The organism is Streptomyces amritsarensis (assembly GCF_001953875.1).
Lineage (GTDB): Bacteria > Actinomycetota > Actinomycetes > Streptomycetales > Streptomycetaceae > Streptomyces > Streptomyces amritsarensis.
In genome coordinates this window covers 49583-60740 of record NZ_MQUR01000041.1, presented here as the reverse complement: position 1 = coordinate 60740, position 11158 = coordinate 49583, and the positions used below count along the sequence as shown (strand labels likewise).

Genomic DNA, 11158 nt, shown 5'->3' with positions numbered 1-11158 from the left:
GGCCGGACCCCCGCAGGGGTCCGGCCGCCACCGGTAACGTTTCTGCTGGTGTGGGGCGTGAGGATCAGGCGTCCTCGTGCGCCACCGCGCGACGGGCGTCCGCGTCCAGCACGCCCCAGCTGATGAGCTGCTCGGTCAGGACCGAGGGCGACTGGTCGTAGATGACGGCCAGGGTGCGCAGGTCGTCCTGGCGGATCGACAGCACCTTGCCGTTGTAGTCCCCGCGCTGGCTCTGGATCGTCGCCGCGTACCGCTGCAGCGGGCCGGCCTTCTCGGCGGGGACGCCCGCCAGGCGCTCCAGGTCGAGGCGCAGCTTCGGCGGCGGCTCGGCCGCTCCGCCGGGAGTGGTGCCCGGCAGCAGTTCCTGCACCGGCACCCCGTAGAAGTCCGCCAGTTCGGCAAGGCGCTGGACGGTCACGGCGCGGTCCCCGCGCTCGTACGACCCGACCACCACGGCCTTCCAACGGCCCTGCGACTTCTCCTCGACACCGTGGAGGGAAAGGCCCTGCTGGGTGCGGATGGCGCGGAGCTTGGCCCCGAGCTGTTTGGCGTATTCGCTGGACATAACGCTCCCGGACGCTGTGACGCTGTGACTGCATGGACACTGCGACTACATAACTGTGCGGCTCCGCCGCGCGGCTGGTAACTCACTGTGAGGTTACGCAGCGTTACTTGGGTGCGTCAAGCCGAATGGTCCCCATCCCCCCGCGAGGACGGCGCCAGCAGCCCCGTGGGCGCCCCCGCGCAACCCCCGGGTGCCGACCCACCACCGGCGCCCTGGTACCGTGGGAGACGTACATCAGACGTCCTTTAAGGTCCGTCCCGTGAGGCGGAGAAGGAGGTCCTTTTCATGGACGCCCAGCAGCATCCCGATTCCGCGCGCTCCGTACTGGAGGCGCAGGACATCGCGCGGGTCCTGACCCGCATCGCCCACGAGATCGTCGAACGCGCCAAGGGCGCCGACGACGTGGTGCTCCTCGGCATCCCCACCCGCGGTGTGTACCTGGCCCGCAGGCTGGCAGCCAAGCTCGAAGAGATCACCGGCACGAAGATCCCGGTCGGCTCCCTCGACATCACCATGTACCGCGACGACCTGCGGATGAAGCCCGCCCGCGCGATCGGCCGCACCGAGATCCCCGGCGACGACCTCGACGGCCGCCTCGTCGTCCTCGTCGACGACGTCCTCTTCTCCGGCCGCACCATCCGCGCCGCGCTCGACGCCCTCGGCGACCTCGGCCGCCCCCGCGCCGTGCAGCTCGCCGTCCTCGTCGACCGCGGCCACCGCGAACTGCCGATCCGCGCCGACTACGTCGGCAAGAACCTCCCCACGTCGCTGCGGGAGACCGTCAAGGTCCAGCTCCAGGAGGAGGACGGCCGTGACGCCGTGCTGCTCGGCCAGCGGACCGCCCAGGCAGCAGGGCAGTAGCCCACCACGACGACGGGCCCCGGCGGGGTCCGCGCCGAGCCCTGCCCTGCCCGCCGCACCCCTGCACGTCAGTCCGCTGCACGTCAGTCCGCGTGCATCATGCCCTCCCGACCTACGGAGCCATCCAGATGAAGCGCCACCTCATCTCGGCCGCCGATCTCACGCGCGACGACGCCGTCCTGATCCTCGACACCGCCGAGGAGATGGCCCGCGTCGCGGACCGGCCGATCAAGAAGCTGCCCACCCTGCGCGGCCTCACCGTCGTCAACCTCTTCTTCGAGGACTCCACCCGCACCCGGATCTCCTTCGAGGCGGCCGCCAAGCGGCTCTCCGCCGACGTCATCAACTTCTCCGCCAAGGGCTCCTCGGTTTCCAAGGGCGAATCCCTGAAGGACACCGCGCTGACCCTGGAGGCGATGGGCGCCGACGCCGTCGTCATCCGCCACCACGCCTCCGGCGCCCCCTACCGGCTCGCGACCTCCGGCTGGATCGACTCCGCCGTCGTCAACGCCGGCGACGGCACCCACGAGCACCCCACCCAGGCCCTGCTGGACGCCTTCACGATGCGCCGCCGACTCGTCGGCCGCGACGCCGGCCTCGGCAAGGACCTCGCCGGCCGCCGCATCACCATCGTCGGCGACGTCCTGCACAGCCGCGTGGCCCGCTCCAACGTCCACCTGCTGCACACCCTCGGCGCCGAGGTCACCCTGGTGGCCCCGCCCACCCTGGTCCCGATCGGCGTCGAGACCTGGCCGTGCGAGGTCTCCTACAGCCTCGACGACGTGCTGCCGAAGTCCGATGCGGTGATGATGCTGCGTGTGCAGCGCGAACGCATGAACGCCGCCTTCTTCCCGACCGAGCGCGAGTACTCCCGCCGCTACGGCCTCGACGGCGACCGCATGGCCAAGATGCCCGAGCACGCCATCGTGATGCACCCCGGCCCGATGAACCGCGGAATGGAGATCACCGCCCAGGTCGCCGACTCCGACCGCTGCACGGCCGTCGAGCAGGTCGCCAACGGCGTCTCCACCCGGATGGCCGTCCTCTACCTGCTGCTCGGAGGCTCCGAGCCCGCCGTCACGACCACCCCCGCCGCCCCCGCCCGTACCGAGGAGAGCAAGTAACCATGAGCAAGATCCTTATCCGTGGCGCGAAGGTACTCGGCGGCGAGGCGCAGGACGTCCTGATCGACGGCGAGACCATCGCCGAGGTCGGCCAGGACCTGTCCGCCGAGGGCGCGACCGTCATCGAGGCCGCGGGCCAGGTGCTCCTCCCCGGCCTCGTCGACCTGCACACCCACCTGCGCGAGCCCGGCCGCGAGGACTCCGAGACCGTCCTGACCGGCACCCGCGCCGCCGCCTCCGGCGGCTACACCGCCGTCTTCGCCATGGCGAACACCTTCCCCGTCGCCGACACCGCCGGCGTGGTCGAGCAGGTCTGGCGCCTGGGCAAGGAGTCCGGCTACTGCGACGTGCAGCCCATCGGCGCCGTCACCGTCGGACTGGAGGGCAAGCAGCTCTCCGAGCTGGGCGCCATGCACGAGTCCGCCGCCCGCGTCACCGTCTTCTCCGACGACGGCAAGTGCGTCGACGACGCGGTGATCATGCGCCGCGCCCTGGAGTACGTGAAGGCCTTCGGCGGCGTCGTCGCCCAGCACGCCCAGGAGCCCCGCCTCACCGAGGGCGCCCAGATGAACGAGGGCGTCGTCTCCGCCGAGCTCGGCCTCGGCGGCTGGCCCGCCGTCGCCGAGGAGTCGATCATCGCCCGCGACGTCCTCCTCGCCGAGCACGTCGGCTCCCGCGTCCACATCTGCCACCTCTCCACCGCCGGCTCGGTCGAGATCGTCCGCTGGGCCAAGTCCCGCGGCATCGACGTCACCGCCGAGGTCACCCCGCACCACCTCCTCCTCACCGACGAGCTCGTCCGCTCCTACAACGCGGTCTACAAGGTCAACCCGCCGCTGCGCACCGAGCGCGACGTCATGGCGCTGCGCGAGGCCCTCGCCGACGGCACCATCGACATCGTCGCCACCGACCACGCCCCGCACCCGCACGAGGACAAGGACTGCGAGTGGGCCTCCGCCGCCATGGGCATGGTCGGCCTGGAGACCGCGCTCTCCGTCGTCCAGCAGACGATGGTGGAGACCGGCCTGCTCGACTGGGCCGGCGTCGCCGAGCGCATGAGCTTCGCCCCGGCCCGGATCGGCAGTCTCGAGAACCACGGCCGTCCCGTCTCGGCAGGTGAACCCGCGAACCTGACCTTGGTCGATACCTCGTACCGTGGTGTCGTGGACCCCGCACACTTCGCCTCCCGCAGCCGCAACACGCCTTACGAGGGCCGTGAGCTGCCGGGACGCGTCACTCACACCTTCCTGCGGGGCCGGGCAACGGTCGTGGACGGGAAACTGGCGTGACACCTGCAGTGATCCAACTGGCCGCCGAGGCCGCCGAACGACAGTCGGCGGAGGTGACCAACGTAGGCGCCCGCATCGCATGGGTGATCGGCCTGGTCGTCTTCATCGCGTTCGTGTACTGGCTGATGCGGCAGGGCTGGAAATGGCGGGGGGCCCTGCAGAACGATCTGCCCGAGCTCCCCGCCGCCCCCGACGGCCTCCCCGAGCACCGGCTGGCACTCACCGGCCGGTACCACGGGTCCACCACCGCCGGGCAGTGGCTCGACCGGATCGTCGCCCACGGCCTGGGCGTCCGCAGCCGCGTCGAGCTCACCCTCACCGACGCGGGCCTCGACGTGGTCCGACCGGGTGCGGGCGACTTCTTCGTACCGGCCGCGCAGCTGCGCGGCGCCCGCCTCGACAAGGGAATCGCGGGCAAGGTACTCACCGAGGGCGGTCTGCTCGTCGTCACATGGGCGCACGGCGACAAGCTGATCGACTCCGGATTCCGCTCCGACCGCGCGGCCGAACACGCCGCATGGGTCGAAGCGATCAACCTCATGAACCCATCCATCACGACGGAAGGCGCCGAACGATGACGACCTCCACCAGGGGAGCAGCCAAAGCTCCCGCCGTACTCGTCCTGGAGGACGGCCGCATCTTCCGCGGCCGCGCCTACGGCGCAGTGGGGGAGACCTTCGGCGAGGCCGTGTTCTCCACCGGCATGACCGGATACCAGGAGACCCTCACCGACCCGTCGTACCACCGCCAGGTCGTCGTCATGACCGCCCCGCACGTGGGCAACACCGGCGTCAACGACGAGGACCCCGAGTCCTCCCGCATCTGGGTCTCCGGCTACGTCGTGCGCGACCCCGCACGCGTCCCCTCCAACTGGCGCTCCCGCCGCACGCTGGACGAGGAGCTCGTCAAGCAGGGCGTCGTCGGCATCTGCGGCGTCGACACCCGCGCCCTGACCCGCCACCTGCGCGAGCGCGGCGCCATGCGCGTCGGCATCTTCTCCGGCGAGGCCTGGGTCGGCATCCGCGACGAGGCCCTGCTGGCCAAGGTCCGCTCCCAGCCCGAGATGAAGGGCGCGAACCTCTCCGCCGAGGTCGCCACCAAGGAGACGTACGTCGTCCCCGCGATCGGCGAGAAGCGCTTCACCGTCGCCGCCGTCGACCTCGGCATCAAGGGCATGACCCCCCACCGCATGGCCGAGCGCGGCATCGAGGTCCACGTGCTGCCCGCCACCGCCACCGTCGAGGACGTCTACGCCGTCAACCCCGACGGCGTGTTCTTCTCCAACGGCCCGGGCGACCCGGCCACCGCCGACGGCCCCGTCGCCGTCATGCAGGGCGTCCTGGAGCGCAAGACCCCGCTCTTCGGCATCTGCTTCGGCAACCAGATCCTCGGACGCGCCCTCGGCTTCGGCACCTACAAGCTGAAGTACGGCCACCGCGGCATCAACCAGCCCGTCCAGGACCGCACCACCGGCAAGGTCGAGGTCACCGCGCACAACCACGGCTTCGCCGTCGACGCGCCCCTCGACAGGGTCTCCGAGACCCCCTACGGCCGCGCCGAGGTCTCCCACGTCTGCCTGAACGACCAGGTCGTCGAAGGCCTCCAGCTGCTCGACCAGCCGGCGTTCTCCGTCCAGTACCACCCCGAAGCGGCCGCCGGCCCGCACGACGCCGCGTACCTCTTCGACCGTTTCGTCACCCTGATGGAGGCCGAGCGTGCCTAAGCGCACCGATATCCAGTCCGTCCTGGTCATCGGCTCCGGCCCGATCGTCATCGGCCAGGCCGCGGAGTTCGACTACTCCGGCACCCAGGCCTGCCGCGTCCTCAAGGCCGAGGGCCTGCGGGTCATCCTGGTCAACTCCAACCCGGCGACGATCATGACCGACCCGGAGATCGCCGACGCCACGTACGTCGAGCCGATCACCCCCGAATTCGTCGAGAAGATCATCGCCAAGGAGCGCCCCGACGCCCTCCTGCCCACCCTCGGCGGCCAGACCGCGCTCAACACCGCCATCTCCATGCACGAGCAGGGTGTGCTGGAGAAGTACGGCGTCGAGCTCATCGGCGCCAACGTCGAGGCCATCAACAAGGGCGAGGACCGCGACCTCTTCAAGGGCGTCGTCGAGGCCGTCAAGGCCAAGATCGGCTACGGCGAGTCCGCCCGCTCGGTCATCTGCCACTCGATGGACGACGTCCTCAAGGGCGTCGAGACCCTCGGCGGATACCCCGTCGTGGTGCGCCCCTCCTTCACCATGGGCGGCGCCGGCTCCGGCTTCGCCCACGACGAGGACGAGCTGCGCCGCATCGCCGGCCAGGGCCTCACGCTCTCCCCGACCACCGAGGTGCTCCTGGAGGAGTCCATCCTCGGCTGGAAGGAGTACGAGCTGGAGCTGATGCGCGACACCAAGGACAACGTGGTCGTCGTCTGCTCCATCGAGAACTTCGACCCGATGGGCGTCCACACCGGCGACTCCATCACCGTCGCCCCGGCCATGACGCTCACCGACCGCGAGTACCAGCGGCTGCGCGACATCGGCATCGCGATCATCCGCGAGGTCGGCGTCGACACCGGCGGCTGCAACATCCAGTTCGCGATCGACCCGGTCGACGGCCGCGTCATCGTCATCGAGATGAACCCCCGCGTCTCGCGCTCCTCGGCGCTCGCGTCGAAGGCCACCGGCTTCCCGATCGCCAAGATCGCCGCCAAGCTGGCCATCGGCTACACGCTCGACGAGGTCCCCAACGACATCACCGAGAAGACCCCGGCCTCCTTCGAGCCGACCCTCGACTACGTCGTCGTCAAGGCCCCGCGCTTCGCCTTCGAGAAGTTCCCGCTCGCCGACGCCACCCTCACCACGACCATGAAGTCGGTCGGCGAGGCCATGGCCATCGGCCGCAACTTCACCGAAGCCCTCCAGAAGGCCCTGCGCTCCCTGGAGAAGAAGGGCTCGCAGTTCACCTTCGTCGGCGAGCCCGGCGACAAGGACGAGCTTCTCGCCACCGCCGTCCGCCCCACCGACGGCCGCATCAACACCGTCATGCAGGCCATCCGCGCCGGCGCCACCCAGGAAGAGGTCTTCGAGTCCACGAAGATCGACCCCTGGTTCGTCGACCAGCTCTTCCTGATCAAGGAGATCGCCGACGAGCTCGCCGGCGCCGAGAAGCTGGAGCCCGAGCTGCTCGCCGAGGCCAAGCGCCACGGCTTCTCCGACGCCCAGATCGCCGAGATCCGCGGCCTGCGCGAGGACGTCGTCCGCGAGGTCCGCCACGCCCTCGGCGTCCGCCCGGTCTACAAGACGGTCGACACCTGCGCCGCCGAGTTCGCCGCGAAGACCCCGTACTTCTACTCCTCCTACGACGAGGAGTCCGAGGTCGCCCCGCGCACCAAGCCCGCGGTCATCATCCTGGGCTCCGGCCCTAACCGCATCGGCCAGGGCATCGAGTTCGACTACTCCTGCGTCCACGCCTCCTTCGCCCTCAGCGAGGCCGGCTACGAGACCGTGATGGTCAACTGCAACCCGGAGACCGTCTCCACCGACTACGACACCTCCGACCGCCTGTACTTCGAGCCGCTGACGCTCGAGGACGTGCTGGAGATCGTCCACGCGGAGTCCCTCGCCGGCCCCATCGCCGGCGTCGTCGTCCAGCTCGGCGGCCAGACCCCGCTCGGCCTCGCCCAGGCCCTCAAGGACAACGGCGTACCCGTCGTGGGCACCTCCCCGGAGGCCATCCACGCCGCCGAGGACCGCGGCGCCTTCGGCCGGGTCCTCGCCGAGGCCGGCCTGCCCGCCCCCAAGCACGGCACCGCCACCACCTTCGCCGGCGCGAAGGCGATCGCCGACGAGATCGGCTACCCGGTCCTCGTCCGGCCGTCCTACGTGCTCGGCGGCCGCGGCATGGAGATCGTCTACGACGAGGCCCGCCTGCAGTCGTACATCGCGGAATCCACCGAGATCTCCCCGACCCGCCCCGTGCTGGTCGACCGCTTCCTCGACGACGCCATCGAGATCGACGTCGACGCCCTCTACGACGGCAACGAACTCTACCTCGGCGGCGTCATGGAGCACATCGAGGAAGCCGGCATCCACTCCGGCGACTCCGCCTGCGCCCTGCCCCCGATCACCCTCGGCGGCTACGACATCAAGCGGCTGCGCGCCTCCACCGAGGCCATCGCCGGCGGCGTCGGCGTCCGCGGCCTGATCAACATCCAGTTCGCCATGGCCGGCGACATCCTCTACGTCCTGGAGGCCAACCCCCGCGCCTCCCGGACCGTCCCCTTCACCTCGAAGGCCACCGCCGTCCCGCTCGCGAAGGCCGCCGCCCGCATCTCCCTCGGCGCCACCATCGCCGAGCTGCGCGAGGAGGGCCTGCTGCCGAAGACCGGCGACGGCGGCACCCTGCCGATCGACGCGCCGATCTCCGTCAAGGAGGCCGTCATGCCGTGGTCGCGCTTCCGCGACATCCACGGCCGCGGCGTGGACACCGTCCTCGGCCCGGAGATGCGCTCCACCGGCGAGGTCATGGGCATCGACGCCGTCTTCGGCACCGCCTACGCCAAGTCCCAGGCCGGCGCCTACGGCCCGCTGCCCACCAAGGGCCGCGCCTTCATCTCCGTCGCCAACCGCGACAAGCGCTCGATGATCTTCCCGGCCCGCGAGCTCGTCGCCCACGGCTTCGAGCTGATGGCCACCTCCGGCACCGCCGAGGTCCTGCGCCGCAACGGCATCAACGTCACCGTCGTCCGCAAGCTCAGCGAGGGCGAGGGCCCGAACGGCGAGAAGACCATCGTCCAGCTCATCCACGACGGCCAGGTCGACCTCATCGTCAACACCCCCTACGGCACCGGCGGCCGCCTCGACGGCTACGAGATCCGCACGGCGGCCGTGGCCCGCGGAGTCCCGTGCCTGACCACGGTCCAGGCGCTCGCCGCCGCCGTCCAGGGCATCGACGCGCTCAACCGCGGCGACGTGGGCGTCCGCTCCCTCCAGGAGCACGCGGAGCACCTGACCGCGGCCCGCGACTAGTACCCGAACAGCCCGGACAGGGGGAGGGGGACACCGGTTCCATGAACGGGTGTCCCCCTCTTCACGAGCGCAGAGGGATCCTCTCGACGATGTACAAGATCTTCTTCAACCTGGTCTTCAAGCGGATGGACCCGGAAGCCGCCCACTACACGGCCTTCCGCTGGATCCGCCTCGCGGCCCGCACCCCCGTGCTGCGCACCTTCGTGGCGGCCGCCCTGGCCCCGCGGTACAAGGAACTGCGCACCGAGGCCCTCGGCCTGCGCATGCACGGCCCCTTCGGGCTCGCGGCCGGCTTCGACAAGAACGCCGTCGCCATCGACGGCATGTCGATGCTCGGCTTCGACCACATCGAGATCGGCACGGTCACCGCCGAGCCGCAGCCCGGCAACCCCAAGAAGCGGCTCTTCCGGCTCGTGCCGGACCGCGCCCTGATCAACCGGATGGGCTTCAACAACGAGGGCTCGGCGGCCGTCGCGGCCCGCCTGGCGGCCCGCCGGGCGCTCTTCCGGACCGTCGTCGGCGTCAACATCGGCAAGACCAAGGTCGTGCCCGAGGAGGAGGCCGTGGGCGACTACGTCACCTCCACCGAGCGTCTGGCCCGACACGCCGACTACCTCGTCGTCAACGTCTCCTCCCCGAACACCCCGGGCCTGCGCAACCTCCAGGCCACCGAGTCGCTGCGCCCCCTGCTGACGGCCGTGCGCGAGGCCGCGGACCGCACCGTCACCGACCGCCGGGTCCCCCTGCTGGTCAAGATCGCACCCGACCTCGCGGACGAGGACGTCGACGCCGTCGCCGACCTGGCCCTGGAGCTCGGCCTCGACGGCATCATCGCCACGAACACCACCATCGCGCGCGACGGCCTCGGCCTGAAGTCCGCCCCGTCCCTGGTCAAGGAGACCGGCGGGCTCTCCGGCGCGCCCGTCAAGGAACGCTCCCTGGAGGTCCTGCGCCGCCTGTACGCCCGCGTGGGCGACCGCATGGTGCTGGTGGGCGTCGGCGGCATCGAAAACGCCGAGGACGCCTGGCAGCGGATCCTGGCCGGCGCCACGCTGATCCAGGGCTACAGCGCCTTCATCTACGAGGGCCCCTGCTACGCCCGCGCCATCCACAAGGGCCTGGCCGCGCGCCTGGCCGCCAGCCCCTACGCGACGCTCGCCGACGCGGTGGGCGCCGAGACCCGAAAGGCCGCACAGTGACCCTGACCCCGTTCGGCACCCGCCTGCGCGCCGCGATGGACTCCCGCGGCCCGCTGTGCGTCGGCATCGACCCGCACGCCGCCCTGCTGGCGCAGTGGGGCCTGCAGGACGACATCGCCGGCCTGGAGCGCTTCTCCCGCACGGTCGTGGAGGCGCTCGCGGAGTCGGTGGCGGTCTTCAAGCCGCAGGCCGCCTTCTTCGAGCGGTTCGGCTCCAAGGGAGTCGCCGTCCTGGAGCAGACCGTGGCGGACGCCCGGGCGGCCGGGACCCTGGTCGTCATGGACGCCAAGCGGGGCGACATCGGCTCGACCATGGCCGCGTACGCCTCGGCCTTCCTGGACCCCGCCTCGCCGCTGTTCTCCGACGCACTGACGGTGTCCCCGTACCTGGGCTACGGCTCCCTGGCGCCGGCGGTGGACCTGGCCCGGGAGTCGGGCGCGGGCCTGTTCGTCCTGGCCCTGACGTCGAACCCGGAGGGGGCCGAGGTCCAGCGCGCGGTCCGCGAGGACGGCCGGACCATCGCGGCCACGATGCTGGCGCACCTGGCGGCGGAGAACGCGGACGCCTCCCCGATGGGATCCTTCGGTGCGGTGGTCGGCGCGACCCTGGGCGATCTGTCCTCCTTCGACCTGGACATCAACGGGCCGCTCCTGGCTCCCGGCATCGGCGCGCAGGGCGCGACCGCGGCGGACCTGCCGGCGGTCTTCGGCAAGGCCGTGCGCAACGTCGTCCCGAACGTCTCACGGGGCGTCCTGCGGCACGGCCCGGACGTCACGGCGCTGCGCGACGCGGCCCACCGCTTCTCCGACGAGATCCGCGAGGCCGTCTCCGCGTAAGGAGTGCCGCAAGGACCCCTGAGAGACCCCTGTGGGACCCCGCTCCGCATCCGCGCGGAGCGGGGTCTCGCACTTTCTGACGAAATTCGAACGCCCTTCACCGGACAAAACAGGGGTATTTTGTCCGTGATGTACGGTTCAGCAGAGGCTGACCAGGACTTTTCGTTCGTTCTCGCTGACTGGAGCGGTGTTGGCCGCTAGTCTCCGAGCAGAGTGAACGCGCAGCGAACGAGTTCCATCGCTGTTCGGGAGCTCGCCTG

The 11158-nt window shown here is 70.8% G+C and carries 9 protein-coding genes; 8 read left to right on the top strand and 1 reads right to left on the bottom strand.

The features are described 5' to 3' along the window. Window positions 1–64: 64 nt before the first annotated feature. Window positions 65–565, bottom strand: a complete 501-nt coding sequence (bldD, locus tag AVW11_RS18630; RefSeq protein ID WP_030841550.1) for a transcriptional regulator BldD — start codon at window positions 563–565, stop codon at window positions 65–67. A 285-nt stretch (window positions 566–850) separates the two neighbouring features. Here bldD and pyrR point away from each other — a divergent pair, with 285 nt between their 5' ends. The 8 genes from pyrR (at window position 851) to pyrF (ending at window position 10898) form a co-directional block, all read left to right on the top strand. Continuing rightward, a complete protein-coding gene (gene pyrR / locus AVW11_RS18625; protein WP_030841547.1) occupies window positions 851–1426 on the top strand; it encodes a bifunctional pyr operon transcriptional regulator/uracil phosphoribosyltransferase PyrR in 576 nt (191 codons plus the stop codon). Window positions 1427–1554: 128 nt separating this feature from the next. Then, entirely contained in the window at window positions 1555–2550 is a 996-nt protein-coding gene (locus tag AVW11_RS18620) for an aspartate carbamoyltransferase catalytic subunit (RefSeq protein WP_030841543.1), read from the top strand. Window positions 2551–2552: 2 nt separating this feature from the next. Continuing rightward, the gene (locus AVW11_RS18615; protein WP_060178502.1) at window positions 2553–3839 is read left to right on the top strand and encodes a dihydroorotase; all 1287 of its coding nucleotides are present in this window, start codon (window positions 2553–2555) and stop codon (window positions 3837–3839) included. Beyond that, window positions 3836–4417, top strand: a complete 582-nt coding sequence (locus tag AVW11_RS18610; protein WP_030841537.1) for a PH-like domain-containing protein — start codon at window positions 3836–3838, stop codon at window positions 4415–4417. The genes AVW11_RS18615 and AVW11_RS18610 overlap by 4 nt, the downstream gene beginning before the upstream one ends. After that, a complete protein-coding gene (carA, locus tag AVW11_RS18605; RefSeq protein WP_076044805.1) occupies window positions 4414–5562 on the top strand; it encodes a glutamine-hydrolyzing carbamoyl-phosphate synthase small subunit in 1149 nt (382 codons plus the stop codon). Before AVW11_RS18610 ends, carA begins: the two co-directional genes overlap by 4 nt. Further along, window positions 5555–8863 (top strand): carbamoyl-phosphate synthase large subunit, encoded by a 3309-nt coding sequence (carB, locus tag AVW11_RS18600; protein ID WP_076044803.1) that lies wholly within the window; start codon window positions 5555–5557, stop codon window positions 8861–8863. Before carA ends, carB begins: the two co-directional genes overlap by 8 nt. A gap of 89 nt (window positions 8864–8952) precedes the next feature. After that, the gene (locus AVW11_RS18595) at window positions 8953–10062 is read left to right on the top strand and encodes a quinone-dependent dihydroorotate dehydrogenase (RefSeq protein WP_076044801.1); all 1110 of its coding nucleotides are present in this window, start codon (window positions 8953–8955) and stop codon (window positions 10060–10062) included. Next, complete coding sequence (pyrF, locus tag AVW11_RS18590) at window positions 10059–10898, top strand: orotidine-5'-phosphate decarboxylase (protein WP_076044799.1); 840 nt, start codon at window positions 10059–10061, stop codon at window positions 10896–10898. Before AVW11_RS18595 ends, pyrF begins: the two co-directional genes overlap by 4 nt. Window positions 10899–11158: the final 260 nt, after the last annotated feature.

Coding starts and splice junctions, on each gene's coding strand:
- bldD (WP_030841550.1), bottom strand. CDS start 565: ATGTCCAGCGAATACGCCAAACAGCTCGGGGCCAAGCTCCGCGCCATC.
- pyrR (WP_030841547.1), top strand. CDS start 851: ATGGACGCCCAGCAGCATCCCGATTCCGCGCGCTCCGTACTGGAGGCG.
- AVW11_RS18620 (WP_030841543.1), top strand. CDS start 1,555: ATGAAGCGCCACCTCATCTCGGCCGCCGATCTCACGCGCGACGACGCC.
- AVW11_RS18615 (WP_060178502.1), top strand. CDS start 2,553: ATGAGCAAGATCCTTATCCGTGGCGCGAAGGTACTCGGCGGCGAGGCG.
- carA (WP_076044805.1), top strand. CDS start 4,414: ATGACGACCTCCACCAGGGGAGCAGCCAAAGCTCCCGCCGTACTCGTC.
- AVW11_RS18595 (WP_076044801.1), top strand. CDS start 8,953: ATGTACAAGATCTTCTTCAACCTGGTCTTCAAGCGGATGGACCCGGAA.